We start from the raw sequence: 25829 nt of genomic DNA on the forward strand, positions 1-25829 counted from the left end.
ACCGATTATCTTATTATTTGCTTTTTTGTCAATTTAGCCCACAGGTACCCGTATGACCGAACAAACCGCGCCCGCATCTCTAACAGCAGCTTCACCAGAGTTGTCGCTTGATCTTATTATTACCTGTGCCGATGGGCTTGAGGCACCACTGCAGACTGAGCTAACCAGTTTTGGCATTGACAGCGAAATCAAAAGTACCGGCCGTCTAGCCGTAACTGGTGGCTTGCGTGAGCTATATACCATCTGCCTATGGTCACGCGTGGCCTCGCGGGTATTGATGCTGATTAAACGTAAAAACATCAATGCAGAATACGACGTTGCAGAGCAGCTATATGGCTTGGCAAAATCGGTCAATTGGACTGAGCAGTTTAGCCTAGAACAAACCTTTGCTATTCGTCTGTCTGTCGATAAGCGTGTCGCTGTCAGTCAGCAGTTTGCCATGCTACGTATCAAAGATGCTATTGCCGATACCTTTAACGAAGTTTACGACAGCCGCCCTAACGTCGATAGCAAAAACCCAGACTTCTCTGTTTTTGCCACCATTAATGACAAGCAAGCTGAGTTGTATTTAGATTTATCCGGTACCAGTTTGCATCGCCGTGGTTATCGCGTGGCCATGACAGAAGCACCATTAAAAGAAAACTTGGCAGCTGCCCTACTCTATAGTGCTGGTTGGCACAAGAAAAACGAAGCTGGCGACGCACCTTTCTATAATGCGTTAATTGACCCAATGTGTGGCTCTGGAACGTTCCTTATCGAAGCGCTATTGATGCATTGCGACTATGCCGTGGGTATTGACAAAGCTGCCAATCAATTTGGCTTTTACCAGTGGCAGCATCATGATGAGACGCTATGGCAAGAAATGATCGATGATGCTCAAACACGTTTCCGCGAAGCATTAGAGATTGCCAATGAGCAGCCTGATACATTGCCACTTATGTTGGGCTTTGATGCTGATAGTGGTGCGATTCTTGCCACAGAAAAAAACTTAATTGCCGCAGGTTTACAGGACCTTTTACCGCTACTCGATATTGAACATCGCGCGCTTGACCAACTCAGCAACGTACTTAAGCCATTGGTCAATGATGGTCGATTGAGCAATCCTTTGGTCATTACCAACCCACCGTATGGTGAGCGTTTGGGTGATGAAGAAATGATTAAGCCGTTGTACCAAGCGATTGGGCTGATATTGCAAGACAGCTTTGCCGGTAGTGGCATTGACCCGATGCTTGGCATATTGGCCTCTCATGTCGAACAAGTAGATATTCTACCGATTAAAGAACCAAAAACGTTACGCTGTCATAATGGTGCTATCACCGTCTATTTCCGCTACGGAACACTTATTGCTGGGCAAACGGGCAATCTTGTTAGTCGTTTTAAGAAACGCGAGATTGAAGTAGAAGAGGGTCAAGACTTCATTAACCGTCTGCAAAAAAACCTTGCTAAGCTCAAGAAACTGGCCAAAAAAGACAATGTAAGCAACATTCGTGTTTACGATGCTGATTTACCTGATTTCAAAGTCGCGATCGACTTGTACGGTGATTACGCGCATGTGCAAGAATATGCGCCGCCAAAGACCATCCCACCTGAGACTGCGAAGAAACGTTTTAACTTGGCATTGATGGGTATCCGTGAAGTCTTTGATATTAACCGTGAACAGATCTTTATCAAAACGCGTGCTCGTCAGTCTGGTAACGATCAGTACAGCAAGCAGAACACCACAGAAAAACGTGGCAAGTTTCATGTTGTACGCGAAGATGGTGCTTACCTTTACGTCAATTTTACAGATTACTTAGATACTGGTCTGTTTATCGATCACCGTAATATGCGTGCTCGTATCAAGGACAATAGCCGCGGTAAAGCAGTACTTAACCTGTTCGCGTATACTTGTACTGCAAGTGTACATGCAGCGCTTGCTGGCGCGAAGAAGGTCACTAGCGTTGATTTGTCACAGAACTATCTAGATTGGGGCAAACAAAACTTTGTCTTGAACGGTTTGGACGTTAGCCGCAATAAGTACCAGTTCGTTGCTGCCGATATCTTTGAGTGGATAAAAGACAATACCGAACAGTTCGATGTTATCTTTATTGATCCACCGACCTTTTCAAACTCTAAGAAGTTTCAAGGTACTTTTGATGTGCAACGTGACCATGCTGCATTAATTAATCGTGCCATGAACCGCCTCACCTCTGATGGTGTCTTGTACTTTTCTAACAACTTTACGCGTTTTGAGTTAGATGAGCAGTTGACTCAGCGTTATGAGATCATTGATATCACGCAAAAAACCATTGGCTTTGATTTCAATATCAAAAAGCCGATTCATCAAAGCTTTGAGATTCGTCATCGTCAAAGTCTATAACTCGAAGTTTTAAATTTACAGTTTAGAATCTAAAGTCCGTAAACAGGATTTTGATAAATAAGACTATAGATTTATAAGGGCAATATAAGTACCTAAAACTTCTGTTTTTTGCCGAATGTATATAATGTATATGAAATATAACAATGGCCCAATCAGCTTTGATTGGGCCATTTTTTGTTGCTATGATAGAGCGTTACTAGGCGATGGATTTGCGCAGTTATTGCGTAAGCATCGCCTTTTTTCGATGACCTTATAAAACCACTAACGTCTAATAAAAAGGATAACACCATGGCTTTATCACTTAATAAAGGCGGTAATTTATCGCTAACGAAAACCGACCCAAATTTAACCAAACTACTTATTGGTCTTGGTTGGGATGAGCGTGCCACTTCTGGTGCTGAGTTCGACCTTGATGCTAGCGTGTTTTTGCTAAATGGCGCAGGCAAAGTACGCGGCGATCATGACTTTATCTTTTATAATCAGCTGAAGTCTGACAATGGAGCTGTCGAGCATACTGGTGACAATCGTACTGGCGAAGGCGACGGTGATGATGAAGTTATCAAAGTAAATCTCACTCAAGTACCTGCAGACGTAGATAAAGTAGTCGTGACAGTGACTATTCATGACGCTGCAGCGCGTAGCCAGAACTTTGGTCAAGTCGCAAACGCCTTTATCCGTGTCGTTAATGAAGAAACAGGTACTGAAGTCGTACGTTTTGATCTAGCAGAAGACTACTCTGTAGAGACAGCGATGGTGTTTGGCGAAGTATATCGTCACAACGGCGAATGGAAATTCCGTGCTGTTGGTCAAGGCTATTCAGGCGGCTTGCAAGCGATGTGTCAGCAATACGGTGTTGATATCTAAAACCATTATTTACTGGTATTTAGTCTGTTATTAGTCACCGTCATCACGTCCAAAACAGTAAACTGCCATCGTTGCAAATAGTCACAATTTTTAATGGCCAAATGACTAGTAATGCTTTACGTTTCGTTTAAAATTATGCATAAAAAGTGGTTAGTAATAACCGCTTTTTTGCGGTTCATGCCTATACTAGGTAGACCTTAGCTTTACGCAACCATACAGGATGTGTCATGAGACATTTTTATTTAGACTTTATTTTCACCGCAATTGCTTTGGCAATAGCAGCATGGTGGGGATATTCACATGGCGGTATGGGTGGCATGATAGCCACTCTTTCTATTACCGCTATTTTGGCCGTCATGGAGATTTCATTATCTTTTGATAATGCGGTGGTCAATGCTTCAGTCCTTAAGGGCTGGGACGAATTTTGGAAAAAGATATTTTTAACCGTGGGTATCCTAATCGCCGTATTCGGTATGCGATTGGTCTTCCCTATTGTCATCGTCGCGGTTACTGCCGACCTTGGTATGATGGAAGTCATCAACTTGGCTTTATATAGCCCTGAAGAGTATTCAGCAAGACTGATGGCACACCATGCGGAAATCTCAGCATTTGGTGGTATCTTCTTGCTATTGGTATTCTTGAACTTTATTTTTGATGACAAAGAAGTACATTGGTTTGACTGGCTTGAAAGCCGTTTAGCCAAGCTAGGTAAAGTCGATGCCATGAGCGTATTTGTAGCGCTTATCGTCTTGATGATTGCGGTATCGTGGGCTAATGCAGAGCAGTCAAGCGCTGTCCTAATCGCAGGTGTTTGGGGTATCTTGGTTTATCTGGGCGTACAGGTTGTATCAGGTATGCTTGAGGGCGATCTGGAAGAAGACCTAGAAAACGAAGAAAATGGTTCGGGCGCTGCGGCGACCAGTGCCATTATGAAAGGTGGTATCATTGGTTTCTTATACTTAGAAGTCCTAGATGCCTCATTCAGTTTCGATGGTGTGATTGGCGCATTTGCAATTACTAATGACGTGATTGTTATCATGTTAGGTCTTGCGATTGGTGCGATGTTCGTACGTTCTATGACTATCTTCTTGGTAGACAAAGGCACGCTTGACGAGTTCATCTATCTTGAGCATGGCGCACATTATGCAATCGGCGCATTGGCACTGATTATGCTATTGTCAGTGAAGTTCCATGTGCCAGAGATTATCACTGGTCTGATTGGTATTGCCTTTATTGGTTGGGCGCTGCTAGCGTCACTTCAGCATCGTAAAGCTGAAAAAGCAAGCCTAAACTAAAGCGTGTTCTCAGTGTAGTCTGTATCTAGTTATACATCTAAGCAGGTCATATCATCAGGTATGGCCTGTTTTTTTTCACATTATTTCGCCATACTGTTAGGTCTTGTGGAAGCCCCAAAATATCGGAATAACCCATAATTAAGACAATCAATGGTTAAAATTACGTTTGCCCTGTTACTATTACCCTATCTTCAGTTAAAATCCTCATCTTTAAATAACTTGTCGAAATAAGACCCTATAAACGATATGCAAAAAATTCTTGATGATATTGCCGCAGAGATGGCAAGAGAAACTGACCGCGGCAAAGTCGCAGATTATATCCCGCAATTGGCTCATATTGATCCTAATCAGTTCGGTATAGCCGTAGCGACTCCTGATGGGCATATGTATGCAGCAGGTGATGCCAGCACTCTGTTTTCCATCCAAAGTATCTCTAAGGTATTTACCTTAACCATTGGTCTTGGCAAACTAGGCGATACACTTTGGACACACGTCGGACGCGAACCATCTGGCGATCCTTTTAATTCAATTGTGATGCTCGAGCATGAGTCTGGCCGACCGCGCAACCCATTTATCAATGCTGGTGCCATTGCCGTGGTGGATGCTATTATGATGGGGCATAAACCTAAAGAAACACTGGGTGAAATCCTGCAGTTTGTTCACCTCATTGCAGATGATGAGTCAATTCGCTTTGATCATAAAGTAGCGGCTTCTGAGATGGCGCACAAGGACCGAAATGCCTCTCTGGCGCACTTTATGAAATCCTTTGGTCGTTTAAAACACGATGTGGATAATGTATTGGGTACGTATTTTCATCAGTGCTCAATTGCAATGAACTGTCAACAGCTGGCCAGTGCCGGTCTTTATTTAGTGTCTAACGGAGTTGATAAGCACTCAGGAGTAAGTGTAATCAATGAAAAACGAGCACGCCGTATTAACTCATTGATGATGATGTGTGGTCATTATGATGGTTCTGGCGAATTTGCTTACCGTGTGGGCTTACCAGGCAAAAGTGGTGTTGGTGGCGGTATTTTGACGATAGCACCTGGTAAAGGTTCTATCGCTGTCTGGTCACCAGGGCTTGATCATGTAGGTAACTCTAAGCTTGGACTAAAAGCACTAGAGCGCTTCGTACAAAAAACTGGCTGGTCGGTTTTTGCAGAATAAGAGATACATGTATATTTATCTAAATAGGTTTTTTATATAATGCCATGCTCTCATACTAGCTGCGAAGCATACCTAAGCCATGAATTAGTTTGTTCTAAGCCCATATAGTCAGTCGGTGCTTTTTAAAGCGATTGTTTTATCTAAGCTACCTTTGTGCTAAATCCCTTTTGTATGAAACATTACTTTTCATAACAATATCTTAACGACTATTGCTAAGTTGATTAGAAATTATCAAAGATACAGAAGTATTATGTCCCTTAGTAAGCATATAGTAAGCGCACAAAATACGCCTTGCTTAGTGAGCAAACGCTTAGTATAGTAAAACCTAATGATATGCAGGGCATAGCGTACAGGTAAGTTTTTATTATTTGCTCTGAGGTATCAGTCACTGCACAACTTTTAGTTTATTTTTTATCAATCAATCCACTTAACTATTAATCCAAAGGATATTTGTATGGCTATTAGCTTAACAAAAGGCGGCAACGTAAACTTATCAAAAGAAGCGCCAGGTTTAACTAACATTACAGTCGGTCTAGGCTGGGATCCACGTGCCACTGACGGCCAAGAGTTTGATTTAGATGCAATCGGTTTCTTGATTAACGAAGCAGGCAAAGTCCGTAACGACCAAGATTTTATCTTTTTCAATAACCTAAAATCAGACAACGGCGCTGTTGAGCATACTGGTGATAACCGTACTGGCGAAGGCGATGGCGATGATGAGAAAATCAAAATCAACCTTGCGAGCATCCCAGCTGATGTCAACAAAGTAGCTATCTGTGCCATTATCTATGAAGGCCAAGCACGTAACCAAAACTTCGGTCAAGTTGGTGATGCTTACATCCGCGTTGTAAACGACAATGGCGAATCTGAAATCGCTCGTTACGACTTATCAGAAGATGGCAGCACTGAAACAGCAATGATCTTTGGCGAATTATATCGTCACAGCGGTGATTGGAAATTCCGTGCTGTCGGTCAAGGTTTCAGCGGTGGTCTTGGACCATTAGCAGCCTCTTATGGCGTAAATGTGTAACGTTAAAACCAACGTAAACGTTTAGCAAGCCGATTATCATAACCAGATGTCTGGTTATGATCTAATAAGCCATCAAGTGTGCCCCTCTAACGCATTTGATGGCTTTAAGTTTAATTGGCTTATCATTAAAATTTATAAAGAAAAAAGCACACGCACACATTAAGAGCATTTAACAAAGATATTAGAATAAGGATTTGCAAGCCATGGCCGCAACATTCAGTTTAATCGGTACTATTGAACCTTTTTTGCATTGTAATCTCAAAAAAGGCGATTCAATTTATTGTGAAGCCAATGCGATGGTAATGATGGAGTCCAATCTTGAGCTGAAAGGTAAGCTACAAGGTGGCCTGATGCAGTCACTGATGCGCCGCTTTGCAAACGATGAATCGTTATTCCAACAGCAGATTGAAGCGGTTAATGGTGAGGGCGACTGTTTGCTTGCGCCCACGCTCGATGGTGATATGCAAATCATAGAAGTTGGCAAGCAGCAGTATACATTGAGTGATGGTGCGTTTGTCGCGGCCCAAACTGGCGTTGATATCAGAGCCAATATTCAGCGCAATTTAGGCGGTGCAGTGTTTGGTGATACAGGCGGCTTTATGGTGATGCAGACCCAAGGTCAAGGCCAAGTCGTGGTATCTGGTTTTGGTTCGTTGTTTGAAATTGATGTCACACCAGACAAAGACGTCATTATTGACAACGGTCATGTAGTCTGCTGGGATTCAAATCTTGAATACAAACTATCAGTTTCGACCAGTAAGAAAAAAGGCATCATGAGCAATATCATCAACTCCGTTACCAGTGGCGAAGGTATGGTTCTAAACTTCTCAGGAAGTGGCAAAGTCATTATTTGTTCACGCAATCGTGACAGTTATCAAGGTTGGATACAAAGCGTCCTAGGTAGTAGCTCAGGCGGACGTGGCGGCGGTGGTAGCTTTTTAGACAATATCTTATAACACCTTTCGCAATTTATAATACTTTTTAGCGTTATTTTTCAACGGTTTTACCCACAATTATTATAAGGATACTCACATGGCAGTTAGTCTTCAAAAAGGTCAAAAAATCTCCCTAAGCAAAGAGGCTGGTGGCGAGCTGACTCAAGTTAAACTAGGTCTAGGCTGGGATGTTGCGCAAGGGCCACAAGATAAAAAAGGTGGCTTCTTAGGAAAATTATTCGGCGGCGGTTCTGGCGGCGATTCTATCGATTTAGATGCTTCATGCATTATGTTTGATGCTAATAAGCAAGCGGTCGATGCCATTTGGTTTAGTCAGCTAAAATCGAAAGACGGCAGTATCGTGCATACTGGTGATAACCGTACTGGCGACGGTGATGGTGATGATGAAGTCATCAACGTCGATCTCTCAAGAGTACCTGCTAATGTGGTTTCATTGGTATTTACGGTCAATAGCTTTACTGGTCAAACGTTTGAGACAGTAGAAAATGCGTTTTGCCGTATCGTTAATGCCAATAACAATAGCGAAGTAGCACGTTATAACTTATCTGCCCAAGGTGGACACACAGCAATGGTAATGGCAAAAGTTTATCGTCACAATAATGAATGGAAAATGCATGCGATTGGCGAGACAGCTTCTGGCCGCACCTTCCACGACTTAATGCCTGCTATCACACCGCATGCATAATTGACTTGAGACTTTAACTGGATTATTACCAATCTAGTTAAATAGTTTATTTGAAAAAAGAGCGGCCCATCTATCAATAGTTGGGCCGCTCTTTTATATTTATTACTTATAATTAAGAATACTATTTACGTCCACGTTTCCAACTAAAGCCCCAGTTAAACGCTTTGTCCATTTCTTGATGACCTTTGAAGTATTGGTTGATACGCTCAACATTGATACTGCCTTGTTGATTGACCAAACGGGCAATGGCACACATTGGTAGATTACCAGCACCTTCGGTCAAACGTGTCTCAATCGGTGATTGCTCTGGCACATGGATAGTCACAACCCCATCGGTTTTTTCCCAGTTAGGTGCGCCTTCGTAAATAAACGCAAAGATAAATACTTCTTCAATCTGCGACCATTGCTGACCATTGATATCTAGCCATTCACCGCCACTTACCTGCCCTGTTCTATCATCCGCACGTAGGCAGACGTAAGGCGCTGATTGCAAGCTACCAAAGCGATTTCCCAACGCTTGAATAAGGGTTTTTTCACCACTTTTTAGATGAATCATAGCGCCGACATCTAAATCGATACCGCTTGATTGATGCTGCTTAAACAGATCTCCCAGTATGCCTTTTTTAGGCGCTGATTTATCACTTTGGGGGCCTTGGTTCCAATCTAAATTGACTGAAATTTTACCAAAGTCATCACGTTTTTTAAGATTAATGCTAGATTTATTTTTGGTTAAGGTTATTTTACTTAAGTTAATTGAAGGGTTAGCAGGAATCGGTGGCGGATTGTTAGCTTGAGACGTGTTGCCTGCTTTTTGCGTATTGATTGGTCGCTGCGTGTTGATAGGTTGAGGTTGGCTTTGTGCAGGGTTATGATTTTGGGCAGGCGCTTCATCAGCGATTTCCACACCAAAATGCTCAGATAAAGGCTTTAGCCCTCCCTCAAATCCTTGGGCAATAAAACGAAATTTCCAGCTTCCTTGTCTGCGATAGCATTCAGCCAATATAATGGCTTTTTCATTACGGCCTGCGCTACTCAGCTGACAGGTCATCAGCACTTGACTGCCCTGCAAGACTTGAATGTCCACATCGCCAACTTGTGATAGTGTTTGCGCGCTAGAGAACGCTAGGGCAATTTTCTCAATAGTTGCAGGCTGTGCAGACAAATTGACATCAAAAAACCCATCACTGTCATGACCACGGAAGCTAACACTACCATCATCGCTACGTGTCTGACCATAAAATATCATGTCTCCATCACCACGTACTTTGCCGTCAGTAGTCAGACGATAAGCGGCACAATCGATGGCATTTTGGCTTAAAATACGAATGCTAATATTGTCAGTCGGTAGTGGCGCATTGGCACCTGCAATTAGTTTTTGAGGTTGGTTTTGACTCATCATATGTCCTTTAGATTATTTATTATGCTGTTGTCATTGTCATGCTGACTATCATCATATAGTAGCATGGATATTATGAATTTTTTGAACCAGACAATCGCAATATAAGCGATAAAGTTATCCTTACAAATCCCTATGACTATTTTATAAGAGGCGTTTATAACGCATATCATTTGTATATAATACGTCCTATTAAACCGTATACCTTTGCTACTATTACTAGATTTACAGTAGCAATATTGACTTGCCTACTCCCCTACACCTAATGATAACGCTGAGATAATTATGAATAACCTTGCTGATAATAGTAACCCTTCAATACCAGTAGCAGCATGGTTAGCTGAAGGTCAATCTAGCCAGCGTGATATGTTGGAGAGCTTACAAAGTCTAAAGAACAAATCAATCAGTCCTTCAAAAAACCCTTTTCAAGTTATTGCCTCACACCGTCATGATAGACCTGAGATTTTCGAATTCGCCGATATGATTTATCGTGAGCCATCTGACTCGATCGTAGATACTGATATCCAAATGACTGATGAAACTGCTATACCACGCTGGCAATTCGTATTGGAACAAGCTCAAAAGCATAACGTAAAAGTACTGCTGACTGGGCGCAATGGTATTGATTATGAAGCGCATCGTGAAAAATTTGACGCTGCGGGTATTCGTTTGTTAACAGGCGCAACTAGCGTAGCGGCACTAGAATCAATCGATGATAAATTTGCTTTTATGCAGCATTGTCACACTTATAATATTCCAGTGGCAGACGCATGGCGTTTTGACAATACGGCGGAGCTTGAGGCTTTATTAGCCGAGCATGGCGACCAACCCCTATGCGTCAAACCTGTTGTCGGTATTTTTGCCCAAGGGTTTTGGCGACTAGACACTGGTAAAGAATATGACGAGCAGTACGATAGCTTTGAGCACTTATATTTCACTGAAGAGAAAAAAATAAATACAGCCCAATTTGTAAATGCCTATGCTAACAGCGAAATGGTACACGATCGCCCTATTCCAATGTTGCTTATGCCTTATCTGTCAGGGCAAGAGTACTCTATCGATGTAGTTTGTGAATATGGTGAAGTCCTAGCTGCTGTCACTCGTCATAAAACAGGGAAGATACAACACGTTGGTTATGAGCAGTCTGTCATGGATGTCGTAACCCCCCTAATTAGGGCTTTTGGCTGTGATGGCATCGTCAGTGTACAAACTAAAGCTGATGATAGCGGTCAGCACCGTGTTCTTGAGATCAATAGTCGTCCATCAGGTGGTATTGGTTATACATCTCATAGTGGGATTGATTTGACGCAAGTCGGATTTTCTTATTGGTTGGGGTTATCAGAGAGACCTAACTTAGAGACCAATATTCAGCATATTGAACCATGCCAAGTACGCTCTATTATGATGAGTGTGAAAATTGAAAAGGGTGATGAATAAATAGTCTGCTAAGCATGCACGTGGTTAGCAAATGATTTGAATAGGCATAAAAAAGGTTTTTAGATTAATATCTAAAAACCCTTTTTTATTTTCACTTTCAATTGGTATTAAAAATGAGCGTTTAAAATTACTCGCCAAATGCTAGTGTCGCTTGCTTAGGTGCATTTTTAGAAGCGATGACCCATAGTAAGCTTAATACAATTGCTGAACCGATGAAGATCATAATTGATGAAGAAATAGCACCTGCATGCGTATAATCCATAGACATCGAATGATCCGTCATCGTCATTTCCATCGCGGCTATACCAGTGTAATGCATACCACAAACTGCAAGACCCATGATGAAGGCACTACCAAAACGCTGTAATGTACCACGTAGATTGAATGCCAACCATAGCGCAGCGATAGCAGCTGCAATAGCAATCACAATCGATAGGATAAGCAGCGGTATATTGTATGACATGATAGCGTCCATTTGCATAGAAGCCATACCAGTATAATGCATGGCTACAACACCTAGCCCAGTAAGCACACCGCCACCAATTAACTTAGCAACGCTTGGTTCACCACGACCTACGATAACAATACCAACTGCAACGAAACAAATCGCGAGTAGCATTGAGACAATTGTTAGCCCTAAGTCATAAGTCACAGGCATCTTCATATCTACAGCCATCATACCGATATAATGCATAGACCAAATCGCACCACCGATAGCAATCGATGATAGCGCTACCCAAAAATACAAATCCGTTCCTGGCTTAGCAGAAGGTACTCGAATGGCAAGGTTTAAGCCAACATAAGAACCAAATACTGCAATGGCGTATGAGACCAACACCAAAAGTAAGTTATATTCAACTTCCATCATTTTTTTGCCTTTTATCTATCATAAGAATTGAGTCAAATAACGTTACTTTTATTGCAACATGGTGCGTCATTCGCTCGTTGATTTTTTTGCATAGACATGAAATTATCTACACGCAGTTTTTCTTACCCAATGGTAAATTCACAAATATTGGTACTGCCTGCGCCGCAGTTAGTCTCTTCAACTTGAACCACATCTATAGCAGGGTTGCTTGCCAAAAAGCCTTCTATATAGCCCACAATAAAATGGCATCCTGAGTGAGTATGATCTGACGACTTACAGAATGGACATTTGATTAAATAGATCACATTGTTTTTTGCTTTAACTTTAGACAGACCTTTCAGTGCTGGCACAAGCTCACGAGTGATCGTAGTAGGCATCTTCAGTGGACTGCCAAGTGAATAATCACGCTGGTAAATACCGCCGCCAACCTTACGACCCAACTCTTGCAATGCCGTCACACGTCGCTCAATAGGTAAACTATCTTCATACTGACTGACAATATCTGCTATTTTAGGGTAATAAGCACCAATGGCTGATAAGACGCTTTTCTCATCCAATGTCTTTTTTGCAGGAGCAGCTGACGAGCCACCCTCTTCATCGATTTCTAGATTAAAAAGCGTACAACCTTCAATTGAAGATAAATCCTCGATTAGATCTTCCTGCGTTTTAGAGCCCAGGCTTCTTGCGATCACATGAATGATATTACCACCATTCTCTGAAGGTTCTTGCTTTTGGGAGACTAGCTGATAACCTGCTTTGATAAGCGGCGAAATAACATTGACCAGACGAATACGTTCAGAAGACGTTTCTAATGCACAAGAGAATTTCACAGAGCACTCCTTTTCTTAAAATACTGCTACGCTTTCTTATATCAAGCTATCTAGATAAACTAATGTGAATAACGTTTCAAAGGTCCACCAACTGACTTTCTCACAATATAAAAAATATTCAGACATCAACCACACAATAGTTTTTGTATATCTTTTATATTATAAGAAATGAAATATCTTCAGTAGATGAAATTTCGATTTTTGTAGTTATTAAGCATACAAGTGCTCTAACTACTAGAAATTCATTAATCGAGAAACAGTAATAAGCTTGAAAATAAGATTAGAATTAATAGGTTTAAATCAAATACTATATTTAGAATTTACAGATAACACTTAGTCACAGTAGAGTTACTAAATAGCAATAGATTTTGATTGTATTATCACCGGAATCTTGTTTTGTAGCAATACACTATATGGCTTTGTCCGATAAGTGGCTACATTAACCGACAAATGGCTAGACTATAAAACCTCATTATTATTTTCTAAAAGTAATTAATTATTAAAAGGAATTCCGAAACTATTTAAACCTATATATCTTGATATATCTATTATGCAATTAATCTTAATTGTATATTAAAACACTTATTACTGTTTTCTCTTTGTAGAATAATAGGTTAAAAACAAAATAAAAACCCTTTATGTGGTCAGACTTTAGTCTCAAGGATAAAATCATTAAACAATAAAAATAATTATAATCACGCAAATAAACTAAGGAAATGTGATGTCGAAGCAAGTCGAATTAGTGCTAGGAGCCAATACTGTTATCGAAAACACCAAATGTTCGATCGCATTTTCTACTACTAAACCATTAGAGTTTGGACAGCAGCTTGGACTATTGTGGTTGCCATTAGATGCCCATCGTAAAGCGGTTTGTAGTCCTGCTTATTTACATGAGTCTAAAGACTGGGCTCAGCTCGATAGCAAGGATAATCCAAGCACATGGCAGTTAGATTTACCCCAGTTATTTGATACACTTGGCGTTAATTTCTTACAACTGATTGCTTATGTTTATCATGATTCAAGCCTGAACTTGCCAGCGGTAGAGTTAAACGACGTAAGCCTCACGCTCAACAACGGGGATATTCACTATAACTTCACAACAAACGAGCGGCATATCAAAGCGGCGATTATATTAGAAATATATCAACGTAATGGACAGTTCAAATGTCGAGCGCTTGGCGAGGCATCAACGCATGGCTTAGCGAGCCTTGAACATCATGTACAGGTTAGTCTGGATGTTCGTCCACCTAGCACACATACGCTTATTCAAGAAGCTCAACAGCAGCAGCGTACTCAACCAAACAACGAAGCTCGCCCTCCCCGTCATGTACAAGCAGGCGAAACTTGGACAGGAACAGCATTTGCTATTGATCCCTATCATTTGCTCACCTGCTATCATGTGATTGAGTCAGCAGCGATGGTTGGCGTACGTCAGCAAGGTCAGCCTGATCGCGAGGCACAAGTCGTACTCAGCGATATCGGAAGCGACTCAGCTATTATTAGAGTTAGCGATCCTTTGCCTAGCTACCTCCCACTGGCGCAGCAATGTGTTGATATATTGGGTGAGACTATTACCACACTGGGGTTTCCGTTATCAGGACTGAGTAGCCAACTGCAAGTCACTCAAGGCTGTATATCAGGACTGACAGGTTTAAATAACGATATCCGTCATATGCAATTCACAGCACCCATTCAGCCTGGATCTAGTGGTAGTCCTTTATTATTGCCGACTGGAGAGGTCGTCGGCATGGTCACATCCAGTCTGGTTCATGAACATGCACAAAATATGAACTATGCGGTGAAATTTCAGTTATTATCTGCCCTACTGGCGAGTGCTGGCATCAGTTTGGAGAACACGTCTGATTTGACCAGTGCTACGCCTCTTACAACACCTCAGCTAAGCAAGCAAAGTCGCAGTGCCTTATGGCTGGTTGGCTGTCAGGGTTAAAAATCTACGATGACATATAATTAAAAGCGCCAAGGAATATGAATGTTAAATGAGCAACACAGTACGACCATCACCCTACCCCGTGGTACGCTAGATCTAACTTACCAAACCAACTCAGCCACCAATAAAAATGGCGCAGAACAACACGAGCATTATCAGTTAGAAGATTTACTTGGATTTGCACAGCGTATTAATCCAAAACGGGCGTTTTTGTTTGTCTCAAAAGTGCTAGGTCGTCATATTCCCGTTGCGCCAAGCACCATGCGAGAGGCATTTACTGATTTGGCTGATTTAGTGCCTAGTGACTTGCCTGAGCCAGTACTAGTCATCGGTATGGCAGAGACCGCTGTTGGTCTATCTGCTGGCGTCCATCAAGCATTGCAAACGCGCTATCCTCAAGCTCTGCTATTAAACTCTACGCGTCATGCACAGCACGATGAAAGTAGTGATGCCAATGGTACCGACTCTTTACTGACGACGTTTTGTGAAGATCACAGTCATGCCAGCCAGCATTTGATTTATCAAAGCAAAGATAGCGTTACTCAAGCGCAGCTACTGGCCAGTAAAACACTGATTATGGTCGATGATGAAGCCTCAACGGGCAATACCTGTGTGAATGTCGTCACTGCACTACGTAAAGCAGGACTGACCCAGTTAGAGCAAGTGCATCTAACGACATTGGTCGACTGGTCATTAGATCAAGAGAAACCTAATCCACAGTCAGATGCTAAACCTGCACGTATGGCCGATCGTCTCGCTGGTATTGAGTTTCATCGCCATCATTTATTGTCTGGTGCATGGCAATGGACAGATGCCCCTAATCCTGAACCCATTACAATGCCATCGGTTGATACTACTGCCGCTGGTAGTCAGGCGCTCAGTGATACGGGCAACTGGGGGCGTTTTCCAACGCTAGACAGTACAGAGGGTTTTGCTAACTATCTTTCAAGTTTTCAGACTGCATTTACGCGCTTCGATGGCCAAGAAAACTTTGATGTTACTCAGCTACCAAGAAAAATCTTAGTCTTGGGCAGCAATGAGTTTGTTTGGTTTCCGTTTCTATTGGCTGAATGGCTTGAAACAGAGTCCGGCAAGCTCAACGAAGATACAGCTGCGACTGTCAATTTTAGCGCATTAACCCGCTCACCGATTGCGCTTGGTGGGGCGATTACCACGATGCTGAGCTTTAGCGATAATTACGGGCTTGGTATGACCAATTTTGCTTATAACGTTGAGCCTAGTGATTGGGATTTGATTGTGTTGTGTATAGAAACATCAGCTGATAGTGTGGATGCTATGTGGCGAGGTTTGGATAACGTGCTAGTGGTGAGCCCTAGTCTTTAAACTGCTCTCTAACTTTCAAACCTATTATTTACGGACGACACCATGACTACATCATTTTTTAAAGCCAACCCAGACATTATTAAGCCTTATGCCTTGATGGATTTGGATGATACGTTATTCCAAACCCAGCGCAAAATCGACGCTTGGGATTTGCTCACTACTGAGCCTGAATCTTTGGTATGTGCAACAGTCAATAAGCAAGACGAGCCTTTGAGCTTTATGAGCCAGCGCCAAGCAACCTTTTTTAATTGGTTACTTGCTAGCACTGAATTAATTGTAGTGACGGCACGGGATCGTAGTGAAATCAAACGCGTTAAGCTGCCCTTTGATAGTTGGCAAGTATTAACTCATGGGGCGATTATTTTAACGTCTGATGGAGCGCTGCTAAGCAGTTGGCAGCAGCATATGTATAGTAAGCTCGCGCCATTGCAAGTTAAGCTTACTAAGTTAAGCGAATTATTTGCCAGTCATAGTCAAAGCGAGCAAAGTCATTTAGTATTCACACCGCATATCGATAGCTTTAACAATGGTTCTGTTGATGAAGAGCTAACCATTTATCTGGCTGTCAAACATGCGCAGAAAGATCATCAAGCGCTCGTAGATTTAGCTGAAAAACTGCCCACTCTGATACGTGATTTTGATCAAGATTTCTATGTTCATGTGAATGCCAATAACCTAGCGATATTGCCCCATGTGGTTCATAAGCGTCATGCGGTACAGTTTTTATTAGAGCATCATTTAGACCATCAGCGTCCCAGTTTTGGTTTTGGTGATAGCTTAGCTGACCTGCCTTTCTTACAGTTATTAGACTGGTACGGTATGCCCAATCATGGCCAATTGCATGAGCAATACCCGTCTAAATCGTCAGGCTAAACCATCAGCTTAAACAACAGCCACGCAAATCCACTGTTATCATTCCGAGTGCTATTATTCATACTATGACTTTTCCTAATATACAGACCAAAAGAGCCGATTTAAAAAACCATGGCTCAGGCAGCTATCTTGCAAGCGATGTGACTGTCCTACTCGATATGGTGGATAAAGACGCGGTTGCCGATGTGCCCGTCAGTCAAAAAGAAGCCCTTATCCAAAGCGGCCAACGCCATTACTCTGACATGCTGACTTTAGAGCAAGCACCTACTGCAATGCATGAGCAGCTATACAAGCAGGCATTAGAGCAAGGGTCAACAAGAACCGCGACCGATATCGCTCATTTATCTCATACACTACATCATGTTTTTCAGCACAGCGTTAGTGATGAACATCCACTGGTTTTGGTCAGTTTGGTACGAGCAGGTCTGCCGATCGGAGTATTGTTGCAGCGTGCGCTGTCGGATACAGACAGTAGCTATCACCTGCCAAGCGTACATTATGGCATCAGTATCATTCGGGATCGTGGTCTTGATCCAGTGGCCCTGCAAATGCTACTGGAGGCTTATCCAAATAGTCCGATTGTATTCGTCGATGGTTGGACAGGTAAAGGTGCTATTTATCAAGAGTTGGCTCGCAGTCTAGAGACGTTTAGTGATTCTACTCATGTTAATTTTGCCAACATTTTTCATCAAGGCGCTGACGTCATTCCGTTACTGACCCTTGCTGATCCGGCTGGCGTTGCTTGGCTCGCGGCAAGTGAAGAAGACTGGTTGATCCCATCGGGTTTATTAAATAGCACCGTATCGGGATTAATTTCGCGTAGCCTATACACGGAGCCGTCATCAGGCCTGCATCGCAGTGTCTTTTATGATGATTTGATTGAGGTAGATCACAGCCTGGCATTCGTCGAGCGTATCGATGCCGTGAGACGATCATTGGTTGCAACTCCAACGCGTTTACCGATTTACCAGCAGCCACGCTACCAGACTGCGGCGTTGATAGAGACGTTGGCAGCAGACTATAAGATTATCAATCGCAACCGTATTAAACCAACGATTGCTGAGGCAACACGTGCCATATTACGCCGTGATCCCGAGCGTATATTGCTCGCCACTGCTGAGCACCCTGATACCGTACTGCTACGCCATTTATGTGCACAACGAAATATCACTATCAGTGTATTAGGTGATAAAATACTGCCTTATCAAGCCATCACGCTTATCAAGCAGCGCTCCCAGGACATTTAATAGTATTAAATGTATTCTTTTTCGTTCTCTTATACCCTCTACTTATGATGCCAATTATGTCAGATATGCTAAAAACCGAGTCAGACCTTTACAATGATACCCAATCTTATGCGCATATGATCACTGAGCGTCATGCGATGGTCAAACCACACACACACCATCCATATCAGCTTGGTGCTAGCTTGTACATGCCTGCGACTCGCCAAGATATTTGGCAAGTCATCAAGCGAGATAAACTACCAACGATCAATAGTATTATTATCTGTCTAGAGGATGCGGTCAGTCAGCAGGATGTAGAGTTGGCACTTGAGCGTTTGCGAACCCTCCTGAATACTTGGGCTGAGCATGTGAATAGCATTAATGCGCCATCTAAATCGGCAAAGATTCATGCCCAGTATCCGACGCGTCCGCTGGTCTTTATACGTCCACGTAGCCCGATGATGCTACAGCAACTGGCTGATTATACCCATATCGATCTTATCGATGGTTTCGTCATGCCAAAAGTCGATATGTATAGCCTATCTAACTGGCGCATGGCTTGTCAGAACCTAAAAGTAGATCAACTACTTATGCCGACGCTCGAAACCGCAGCGCTGTTTAATCCGCATCACAATCAGGAGCTTGCCATCGCTTTTAAAGAAGCATTTAGCCAGCCAGTTTTTGCATTACGTATCGGCGGTAATGACTTGTTTGCAGCATTGCGCTTACGCCGCCCAAAAAACAGTATTGTCTATGACTCGCCTATCGGTACGTTGGCTTATCAAATGCTGGGCTGTTTTGTGCCGCATGGTTTTTATCTTACCGCGCCAGTATTTGAGTATTTAGACCAGCCGACATTGTTTATGCAAGAGCTAAACCGAGATGTCAGCTTAGGGATGGTGGGCAAAACTGTCATTCATCCAAGCCAAATCGCCCTAGTACAGCAAGCTTACTGTGTGCCATTGAGTACATTGGATGAAGCACAAGCGATCCTTCACTCTGAGGCCAAAGCGGTATTTAAGTACAATAATACGATGCTAGAGCCTGCGACGCACCGTGCTTGGGCGACTGAAATCGTCAATCGTGCAGAAGCCTTTGGAACCATTGACGATGGACATAGCCAGTACAGCTCACGAATGTAGCTATCATCGCTGATACAGATGGTTGTCTGCTATTTAACAACTCACACTATGAAAAAAGCCGCTATCAAATACAGGTAGCGGCTTTTTTATATAGAGATTTGCTTAGGACTTCTATAGATATAAGGCTTCAAAGCTCTCGAACAATATCTATATTAAGCACAACTTTCCAAAAACTGACGAAGTACTTGGTTCACTTGATCAGGCTCTTCTACTGTCGATGTATGACCCGCATCTTTGATAATGGCAAGCTTGGATCCAGCGATAGCAAAATGCATGCGTTCAGATTTGGCATAAGGCGTGGCGGCATCTTCGTCACCTACCACAATTAGTGTTGGCGTTGTAATCTCACCCAGCTGCTCATAAGTACCTGTACGCTCAATCACGCCCATTGTTGCTTTGACCACGCCGCCCTTGCGATTGCTTTGTAGCATCGTTAGCCACTGCTTACGGTCAGATTTACGCAGCTTATCTGCCAAGAACGTACTGCCAAACATGATTGGCATCACTTTATTACTCACACGCTTCATACCTAACCAGCGAATCGCTTTCACTAGCTTGCGATACTGAGGGATATTTTTTGGATCTTCAGGGTCAGCAGAGGTTTCTAACAGCGTTAATGACAACAACAACTCAGGACGTTTGAGCGCGATACGTTGAGCCACGAACCCGCCCATAGATAGCCCAACAAAGTGACATTTATCAATACCAAGCGCTGCAAGTAAGCCAAGCGTATCTTCAGTCAGCGTCTCCATATCATAGCCAGACTTAGTAACCTGCGACTGACCTTGCCCGCGAAAATCAAAAGCAATACAACGATAGTCTGTTTGAAAATGCTCTACTTGCTTATCATACATCTGTGAGCTCCACAGTAGACCGTGAGCAAATACGATAACGGGCTTTTGTGTGTCGTTCGGTGCACTGTCTTCGTAATAAATATCAGCGTTACTTACAGTGATAGTTGGCATAACCACATCCTTGTTTGATCAATGAAAAGTTCGAGCGTACCCTTGTGTCTTTTACGACTCTTTTACGCTCAACCTGGCATATTAGCATAATCCATTAGCCCCTTAGGTCATAGCCTTTTTACGAGCCAGTCGTTTTGTCCCATTAGTTAGCATCAGCTTTTACGATAGAATAGGAAAGTTTACCAGTATATAGATGTGTCTTAAGCGCCCACAAAACACGCTTTTATAATCGTAGCAAGCTGCTATAGTAATCAGCATTGAACCATTTTTACCTTTATCTCAAAGTATTGTCATTGATACAAAATATTAAAACAGTCATTTAAAATAAGGAAATCTCAAATGTCACAGTCTCTCGTCGATTATCAAGTTGCAGAGCACATTGCTACTATTACCTTTAACGATCCAAAAAGCTTAAATGCCTTTGGCACACCCTTAAAAAACCAAGTCTTGATAGCGCTAGATAAAGCGGCTGCAGATGATCAAGTACGGGTAATTATTTTGCAAGGGGCTGGTGGTAACTTCTCAAGCGGCGGCGATATTAAAGAGATGTTGTCTGAAGGATTAGACAAGGATATTGTTTCAAACAAATTAAGAGGCATGGTAGAAGGTGCAGGCGAAGTCAGCTTAAAATTACGTCATATTCATAAGCCGATTATTGCCAAATTAGAAGGTGCTGTGGCAGGTGCTGGCATGAACTTGGCGCTTACTTGTGACTTCCGAATTGCCGCAGACAATGCAAAGTTTGTACAAGCGTTCGTTAATATCGGCCTAGTTCCAGATGCGGGTGGTATTTACTTATTAAACCAATTGGTTGGTGCAGCAAAAGCCACTGAACTTGTGATGCTGGGTGATAAACTGAAAGCCGAAGACATGGCACGTTTAAATCTAGTGAACAACGTAGTAAGTATTGACGAGCTAGAAGCCACCGTACAAGCATTGGCATTACGATTGAGCCAACTGCCAGGCAAAGCATTGGCCGCTATGAAAGAGAGCTTCAATGTTCACGCCTTCTCTGGTTTGAGCGCAGCTTTAGATACGGAAGTAGAGCAGCAGACCGTAATGGCAAAAACCGATGACTTTATCGAAGGGGTTAGCGCCTTTATAGCAAAGCGTAAGCCTGTATATCAAGGTAAATAACAAGATAAACAATGATACCATCAAAAAAGGGCTGCCAATATGGTAGCCCTTTTTTTGTCAACGCCTTTAATTAAGAAGCGGACGCTAGTTTAGAATGATAAGGTAAAGTAAATATCTTGTCAAAAATCAGAGTAAAGGTAAACGTATAAACTAAGAAAAATAGCAGTAGCGCCACTTCCATCATAAAGGCTTTTACTAGACCAACATCGTACCAAATCATATAAAGTGGCAAGCAGATCAACACTAGCCCGCCTTCAAAACCAAAAGCATGAACACTGCGTATCCATAACGTGCGACGTACAATACGTCTGCGGCGTTCCCACGCTTCAAAAGCGGTATTATATATAAAGTTCCAAACGACGGCTGCTACCGACATCATTACGGCGATTGGTAAAGATTCTGATGCATCACTGTGACTGAGTTTCATCAATATAAGGGTAGATAAGATAATCGCGATAATTTCGAAGGCGGTCACATAAATTAAGCGACGTTTAAGCGGTGATAAGGTCATCAACCAAGACTCCAAAGCACCTGTATTTAAACAGCAAGGTGCATGTCAAAGTATCGGTCCGTCCCGAGTTAGAAAAGATAAATAAAGTGCAGAGCCACGGTTTCCGCCTGCCCCTATATTATACATAACATAGCGTAGAAAATCAGCCAGTACATTTATACAGACGTAAACAGATTTATCAAAAACCGACTTTATCCTAGGCCAGACTATTTTGCTGGCGGGCCCCATTGATTGGTTTCAGGCTTAGTATCATTAGCACAAAATACAAGAAACACAATGCCGCCTATCAGTGGTATTAAGGATATTAAAAACCACCATCCTGAGCGACCCGTATCATGTAACCTGCGAATACCAACAGCAATACTGGGTAAAGCAAGACCAAGCGCTACAACTATATAAACAGGCCCTGTTTCTGCGTCAAAAATAATTGCATCTATTATCATCGCAAAAATTGCCAAGATCATATATACCAAAGAAAAATACCAAAACTCTTTACGGCGTGCCCGACCAGAGAAATTGACATAATTTCTCATGCACTTTTTGAACCAATCAATGATTCCATAATTTGCTTCAGCATTATGATTGTTAGCCATCGTAGATCTGGGCAGTGGCGGCGGAGTCGCTTTATCAAGCTTAATATTATTTTCCATAGGGCTTTTTATCTCGGTCGTGAAAAGTAGAAATCGTCAGTGAAAATTATCAACAATTGGCTTTGATTATAGATACTCAATAAAAGTTTGTAAATGAATACTAGTTTTCTTAGAGTCATTAATAAAAAACCCCGCATCATGACGATACGGGGTTATTTTTTATGTATAAAGTTTTTAGTATAAAGCCTCTAATTTTAAAAGCTTATATACTCAAGATTAGGTCAACTGAGCAACGTTAATCTTGTCTGCTTCTTCAGTATAGTCTTCCATACGGTCGAAGTTCATGTATTGATAGACTTCATCACCCATGCTGTTTAGCATACCAGCATACTGCTGATACTCATCGTTAGTCGGCAATTTACCAAGTACCGCTGCGACTGCTGCAAGCTCTGCAGAAGCTAGGTATACGTTAGCGCCTTGACCTAGACGGTTCGGGAAGTTACGAGTTGAGGTCGATACCGCAGTAGATTTCGGTGCGATACGTGCTTGGTTACCCATACATAGTGAACAACCTGGCATTTCAGTACGAGCGCCGGCTTGTGCATAGATGTTGTAGTAACCCTCTTCCATCAACTGACGTGCATCCATCTTAGTAGGTGGCGCAATCCATAGGCGAGTCTTCAGGCTTCCTGCTGGTACGTCTTGTAGCAATTTACCAGCGGCACGGAAGTGACCGATGTTGGTCATACATGAACCAATGAATACTTCATCAATGGTATCACCAGCCACGTCTGCTAGCGTTTTTGCATCATCTGGATCGTTCGGGCAGCAAAGGATCGGCTCTTTGATTTCGCTCATATCGATAGTGATGTCGATCGCGTATTCAGCATCGTCATCAGCACGCATGAGGCTTGGGTTAGCCAACCACTCTTGCATTTGCTCAACACGGCGGCTGATCGTACGTGCATCGCCATAGCCTTCTGAGATCATCCACTTAAGCAGCGTGATGTTTGAGTTTAGGTACTCAGTCACTGATGCTTCAGACAAAGTGATGGTACAACCAGCAGCACTACGCTCAGCTGAGGCATCAGATAATTCAAACGCTTGCTCAGCGGTCAAGTCTTCTAGACCTTCGATTTCGAGAATACGGCCGTTGAACTCGTTGATTTTACCTTTCTTATCAACTGTCAAGTAACCTTCTTTGATCGCTTGATAAGGGATAGCATGTACTAGGTCACGTAGAGTGATACCAGCTTGACGCTCACCAACAAAACGAACACGAACAGATTCAGGCATATCAAGTGGCATTACACCAGTTGCCGCTGCGAAAGCAACTAGACCAGAACCCGCTGGGAACGAGATACCCATTGGGAAACGAGTATGCGAGTCACCACCAGTACCAACGGTATCTGGAAGTAGCATACGGTTCAACCATGAGTGAATGATACCATCACCTGGACGTAAGCTTACGCCGCCACGGTTCATGATAAAGTCAGGTAGTGTATGCTGAGTCTCAACGTCAACTGGCTTTGGATAAGCAGCAGTATGACAGAATGACTGCATCACGAGATCCGCTTGGAAACCTAAACATGCTAAGTCTTTTAGCTCATCACGCGTCATCGGACCAGTCGTATCTTGAGAACCGACCGTCGTCATCTTAGGCTCACAGTACATACCTGGACGTACGCCTGTCAGGCCACACGCTTTACCAACCATTTTCTGTGCAAGCGTAAAGCCTTTACCGGTATCAGCTGGCTCTTCTGGCTTAGCAAAGATATCTGAATGACCAAGACCCATATACTCACGAGCACGGTTAGTCAAACCACGACCAACGATTAATGGAATACGGCCGCCAGCACGAACTTCATCAAGCAATGTTGGTGAGTTTAGTGAGAACGTTGATAGTACTTCATCAGAGTCATGCTTAGTGATTTTGCCTTCGTACGGATAGATGTCAAATACATCGCCCATGTTTAGGTTATCGACTGCCACTTTTTCGATTGGCAATGCGCCAGAATCTTCCATCGTGTTGAAGAAGATAGGAGCGATATTGTTACCAAGTACGAGACCGCCGCCACGTTTGTTTGGCACGTTAGGGATATCTTCACCCATCAACCAAAGTACTGAGTTGGTCGCAGACTTACGGCTAGAACCAGTACCAACAACGTCACCAACATAGGCTAGCGGATGGCCTTTTTCTTTCAGTGCTTCGATTTGCTTCATTGGGCCAACAACGCCCTCTTCGTCAGCATTGATGCCGTCACGAGAGTTTTTGTGCATGGCTAGTGAATGCAATGGGATATCAGGACGGCTCCATGCGTCTTGCGCAGGTGACAAGTCATCCGTGTTGGTTTCGCCAGTTACTTTAAACGTCGTGTAAGTGGTTTTCTTTGGTACTTCAGCACGGTTCAAGAACCATTCTGCGTCAGCCCAAGACTGAATCACTTCTTTAGCAATAGTGTTGCCAGCTTCAGCTTTTTCAGTCACGTCATTGAACGCGTCAAATACTAGCAAAGTTTTCTTTAGTGCTTCAGCAGCGTCTTGTGCAACTTCGCTATCATCTAGTGCAGCAACTAGTGGCTGAACGTTGTAGCCACCTTGCATAGTGCCTAGAATTTCAACAGCTTTTTGCTTGCTGATAAGTGGTGATGATGTTTCACCCTTTAAGATAGCAGCCAAAAATGCCGCTTTAACGTATGCTGCTTGGTCAACACCAGCAGGGATACGGTTTTCTAATAGGTTCATCAAGAACGCATCTTCGCCTGCAGGCGGGTTCTTTAATAATTCAACCAACTCTACTACTTGTTTTTCATTTAGTGGTAGGGGTACAGTTCCTAGCTCAGCACGTTCTTCGACATGTTTACGATAAGCTTCTAACACAATAGTCGTCCTCGTCAGTTGGGGTGTAGCACATTACGTGGGTAGTCAGCATGACTGCCTGCGTCTATATACTATATGAAATAATTATCCGTGCAATCATAGCTTAAAACGCTTTAAATGTTAATGGCTCAGCTCTGAAAAGGCGCATAGTAAGGCCATATTGAACATTTATTATAAAAATAGTGCCATCAATAATATGATTGTAGCGCTCATTATAACTGGCATTTGCCTGATTACGCTTGTCAATAAGTACTTGCTTTATGACTGAGCAGACACCATATGACTGATATACGATTTTGTAAGAAATAACTTCGATAAAATTTCGC

The 25829-nt window shown here is 42.7% G+C and carries 21 protein-coding genes; 14 read left to right on the forward strand and 7 right to left on the reverse strand.

The window, feature by feature from the left end:
• The first annotated feature begins 52 nt into the window (after positions 1-52).
• From rlmKL to HCZ91_RS03770, 7 genes are all read left to right on the forward strand, one after another.
• The gene (rlmKL, locus tag HCZ91_RS03740; RefSeq protein ID WP_179798280.1) at positions 53-2359 is read left to right on the forward strand and encodes a bifunctional 23S rRNA (guanine(2069)-N(7))-methyltransferase RlmK/23S rRNA (guanine(2445)-N(2))-methyltransferase RlmL; all 2307 of its coding nucleotides are present in this window, start codon (positions 53-55) and stop codon (positions 2357-2359) included.
• 288 nt (positions 2360-2647) lie between these two features.
• The gene (locus tag HCZ91_RS03745) at positions 2648-3223 is read left to right on the forward strand and encodes a TerD family protein (RefSeq protein ID WP_057760825.1); all 576 of its coding nucleotides are present in this window, start codon (positions 2648-2650) and stop codon (positions 3221-3223) included.
• A 227-nt stretch (positions 3224-3450) separates the two neighbouring features.
• Positions 3451-4518, forward strand: a complete 1068-nt coding sequence (locus tag HCZ91_RS03750) for a DUF475 domain-containing protein (RefSeq protein WP_057760827.1) — start codon at positions 3451-3453, stop codon at positions 4516-4518.
• Positions 4519-4764: 246 nt separating this feature from the next.
• Positions 4765-5685, forward strand: coding sequence for a glutaminase (locus HCZ91_RS03755; RefSeq protein ID WP_179798282.1), 921 nt, complete (start codon positions 4765-4767; stop codon positions 5683-5685).
• Between the two features lie 454 nt (positions 5686-6139).
• Positions 6140-6715 carry a TerD family protein gene (locus HCZ91_RS03760; protein ID WP_057760832.1) on the forward strand — a complete coding sequence of 192 codons (576 nt, stop codon included), beginning with the start codon at positions 6140-6142 and terminating at the stop codon, positions 6713-6715.
• Positions 6716-6918: 203 nt separating this feature from the next.
• Complete coding sequence (locus tag HCZ91_RS03765) at positions 6919-7671, forward strand: TIGR00266 family protein (protein ID WP_179798284.1); 753 nt, start codon at positions 6919-6921, stop codon at positions 7669-7671.
• 76 nt (positions 7672-7747) lie between these two features.
• The gene (locus HCZ91_RS03770) at positions 7748-8356 is read left to right on the forward strand and encodes a TerD family protein (RefSeq protein ID WP_057760836.1); all 609 of its coding nucleotides are present in this window, start codon (positions 7748-7750) and stop codon (positions 8354-8356) included.
• A 121-nt stretch (positions 8357-8477) separates the two neighbouring features.
• Here HCZ91_RS03770 and HCZ91_RS03775 read toward each other — a convergent pair whose 3' ends face one another.
• Positions 8478-9752 carry a TerD family protein gene (locus tag HCZ91_RS03775; RefSeq protein ID WP_179798286.1) on the reverse strand — a complete coding sequence of 425 codons (1275 nt, stop codon included), beginning with the start codon at positions 9750-9752 and terminating at the stop codon, positions 8478-8480.
• Positions 9753-10037: 285 nt separating this feature from the next.
• Here HCZ91_RS03775 and HCZ91_RS03780 point away from each other — a divergent pair, with 285 nt between their 5' ends.
• Positions 10038-11189, forward strand: coding sequence for an ATP-grasp domain-containing protein (locus tag HCZ91_RS03780; protein ID WP_179798288.1), 1152 nt, complete (start codon positions 10038-10040; stop codon positions 11187-11189).
• Positions 11190-11316: 127 nt separating this feature from the next.
• Here HCZ91_RS03780 and HCZ91_RS03785 read toward each other — a convergent pair whose 3' ends face one another.
• Both HCZ91_RS03785 and HCZ91_RS03790 read right to left on the reverse strand, forming a co-directional pair.
• Entirely contained in the window at positions 11317-12057 is a 741-nt protein-coding gene (locus HCZ91_RS03785; RefSeq protein ID WP_179798290.1) for an MHYT domain-containing protein, read from the reverse strand.
• Between the two features lie 122 nt (positions 12058-12179).
• Entirely contained in the window at positions 12180-12887 is a 708-nt protein-coding gene (locus HCZ91_RS03790) for a hypothetical protein (RefSeq protein ID WP_179798292.1), read from the reverse strand.
• 721 nt (positions 12888-13608) lie between these two features.
• Here HCZ91_RS03790 and HCZ91_RS03795 point away from each other — a divergent pair.
• The 5 genes from HCZ91_RS03795 to HCZ91_RS03815 all read left to right on the forward strand — a co-directional run bounded on the left by HCZ91_RS03795 (position 13609) and on the right by HCZ91_RS03815 (position 19420).
• Positions 13609-14835, forward strand: coding sequence for a serine protease (locus HCZ91_RS03795; RefSeq protein WP_179798294.1), 1227 nt, complete (start codon positions 13609-13611; stop codon positions 14833-14835).
• 42 nt (positions 14836-14877) lie between these two features.
• Complete coding sequence (locus tag HCZ91_RS03800; RefSeq protein WP_179798296.1) at positions 14878-16179, forward strand: phosphoribosyltransferase domain-containing protein; 1302 nt, start codon at positions 14878-14880, stop codon at positions 16177-16179.
• Positions 16180-16221: 42 nt separating this feature from the next.
• Positions 16222-17052 carry an HAD hydrolase family protein gene (locus tag HCZ91_RS03805; RefSeq protein WP_179798298.1) on the forward strand — a complete coding sequence of 277 codons (831 nt, stop codon included), beginning with the start codon at positions 16222-16224 and terminating at the stop codon, positions 17050-17052.
• A gap of 65 nt (positions 17053-17117) precedes the next feature.
• Positions 17118-18299, forward strand: coding sequence for a cysteine protease StiP domain-containing protein (locus HCZ91_RS03810; RefSeq protein WP_179798300.1), 1182 nt, complete (start codon positions 17118-17120; stop codon positions 18297-18299).
• Positions 18300-18355: 56 nt separating this feature from the next.
• Complete coding sequence (locus HCZ91_RS03815; protein ID WP_257019961.1) at positions 18356-19420, forward strand: HpcH/HpaI aldolase/citrate lyase family protein; 1065 nt, start codon at positions 18356-18358, stop codon at positions 19418-19420.
• 152 nt (positions 19421-19572) lie between these two features.
• Here HCZ91_RS03815 and HCZ91_RS03820 read toward each other — a convergent pair whose 3' ends face one another.
• Positions 19573-20385, reverse strand: a complete 813-nt coding sequence (locus HCZ91_RS03820) for an alpha/beta fold hydrolase (protein ID WP_179798302.1) — start codon at positions 20383-20385, stop codon at positions 19573-19575.
• Positions 20386-20724: 339 nt separating this feature from the next.
• Here HCZ91_RS03820 and HCZ91_RS03825 point away from each other — a divergent pair, with 339 nt between their 5' ends.
• Positions 20725-21522 (forward strand): enoyl-CoA hydratase-related protein, encoded by a 798-nt coding sequence (locus HCZ91_RS03825; RefSeq protein WP_179798304.1) that lies wholly within the window; start codon positions 20725-20727, stop codon positions 21520-21522.
• Between the two features lie 70 nt (positions 21523-21592).
• Here the strand turns inward: HCZ91_RS03825 and HCZ91_RS03830 are convergent, their stop codons facing one another.
• The 3 genes from HCZ91_RS03830 to acnB all read right to left on the reverse strand — a co-directional run bounded on the left by HCZ91_RS03830 (position 21593) and on the right by acnB (position 25503).
• Positions 21593-22033: a PACE efflux transporter gene (locus HCZ91_RS03830; RefSeq protein WP_179798306.1), complete on the reverse strand. Its 441-nt coding sequence runs from the start codon at positions 22031-22033 to the stop codon at positions 21593-21595.
• 206 nt (positions 22034-22239) lie between these two features.
• A complete protein-coding gene (locus HCZ91_RS03835) occupies positions 22240-22683 on the reverse strand; it encodes a DUF805 domain-containing protein (protein ID WP_257019962.1) in 444 nt (147 codons plus the stop codon).
• A gap of 216 nt (positions 22684-22899) precedes the next feature.
• Positions 22900-25503: a bifunctional aconitate hydratase 2/2-methylisocitrate dehydratase gene (gene acnB / locus HCZ91_RS03840; RefSeq protein ID WP_057760857.1), complete on the reverse strand. Its 2604-nt coding sequence runs from the start codon at positions 25501-25503 to the stop codon at positions 22900-22902.
• Between the last annotated feature and the right edge of the window lie 326 nt (positions 25504-25829).

Source organism: Psychrobacter sp. BI730, from assembly GCF_013414195.1.
Taxonomy (GTDB): Bacteria; Pseudomonadota; Gammaproteobacteria; order Pseudomonadales; family Moraxellaceae; genus Psychrobacter.

What these genes read in the sequence shown, in the direction of transcription:
- rlmKL (WP_179798280.1), top strand. Translation starts at nt 53, where the DNA reads ATGACCGAACAAACCGCGCCCGCATCTCTAACAGCAGCTTCACCAGAG.
- HCZ91_RS03745 (WP_057760825.1), top strand. Translation starts at nt 2,648, where the DNA reads ATGGCTTTATCACTTAATAAAGGCGGTAATTTATCGCTAACGAAAACC.
- HCZ91_RS03750 (WP_057760827.1), top strand. Translation starts at nt 3,451, where the DNA reads ATGAGACATTTTTATTTAGACTTTATTTTCACCGCAATTGCTTTGGCA.
- HCZ91_RS03755 (WP_179798282.1), top strand. Translation starts at nt 4,765, where the DNA reads ATGCAAAAAATTCTTGATGATATTGCCGCAGAGATGGCAAGAGAAACT.
- HCZ91_RS03760 (WP_057760832.1), top strand. Translation starts at nt 6,140, where the DNA reads ATGGCTATTAGCTTAACAAAAGGCGGCAACGTAAACTTATCAAAAGAA.
- HCZ91_RS03765 (WP_179798284.1), top strand. Translation starts at nt 6,919, where the DNA reads ATGGCCGCAACATTCAGTTTAATCGGTACTATTGAACCTTTTTTGCAT.
- HCZ91_RS03770 (WP_057760836.1), top strand. Translation starts at nt 7,748, where the DNA reads ATGGCAGTTAGTCTTCAAAAAGGTCAAAAAATCTCCCTAAGCAAAGAG.
- HCZ91_RS03775 (WP_179798286.1), bottom strand. Translation starts at nt 9,752, where the DNA reads ATGAGTCAAAACCAACCTCAAAAACTAATTGCAGGTGCCAATGCGCCA.
- HCZ91_RS03780 (WP_179798288.1), top strand. Translation starts at nt 10,038, where the DNA reads ATGAATAACCTTGCTGATAATAGTAACCCTTCAATACCAGTAGCAGCA.
- HCZ91_RS03785 (WP_179798290.1), bottom strand. Translation starts at nt 12,057, where the DNA reads ATGATGGAAGTTGAATATAACTTACTTTTGGTGTTGGTCTCATACGCC.
- HCZ91_RS03795 (WP_179798294.1), top strand. Translation starts at nt 13,609, where the DNA reads ATGTCGAAGCAAGTCGAATTAGTGCTAGGAGCCAATACTGTTATCGAA.
- HCZ91_RS03800 (WP_179798296.1), top strand. Translation starts at nt 14,878, where the DNA reads ATGTTAAATGAGCAACACAGTACGACCATCACCCTACCCCGTGGTACG.
- HCZ91_RS03805 (WP_179798298.1), top strand. Translation starts at nt 16,222, where the DNA reads ATGACTACATCATTTTTTAAAGCCAACCCAGACATTATTAAGCCTTAT.
- HCZ91_RS03810 (WP_179798300.1), top strand. Translation starts at nt 17,118, where the DNA reads ATGACTTTTCCTAATATACAGACCAAAAGAGCCGATTTAAAAAACCAT.
- HCZ91_RS03815 (WP_257019961.1), top strand. Translation starts at nt 18,356, where the DNA reads ATGTCAGATATGCTAAAAACCGAGTCAGACCTTTACAATGATACCCAA.
- HCZ91_RS03820 (WP_179798302.1), bottom strand. Translation starts at nt 20,385, where the DNA reads ATGCCAACTATCACTGTAAGTAACGCTGATATTTATTACGAAGACAGT.
- HCZ91_RS03825 (WP_179798304.1), top strand. Translation starts at nt 20,725, where the DNA reads ATGTCACAGTCTCTCGTCGATTATCAAGTTGCAGAGCACATTGCTACT.
- HCZ91_RS03830 (WP_179798306.1), bottom strand. Translation starts at nt 22,033, where the DNA reads ATGACCTTATCACCGCTTAAACGTCGCTTAATTTATGTGACCGCCTTC.
- HCZ91_RS03835 (WP_257019962.1), bottom strand. Translation starts at nt 22,683, where the DNA reads ATGGAAAATAATATTAAGCTTGATAAAGCGACTCCGCCGCCACTGCCC.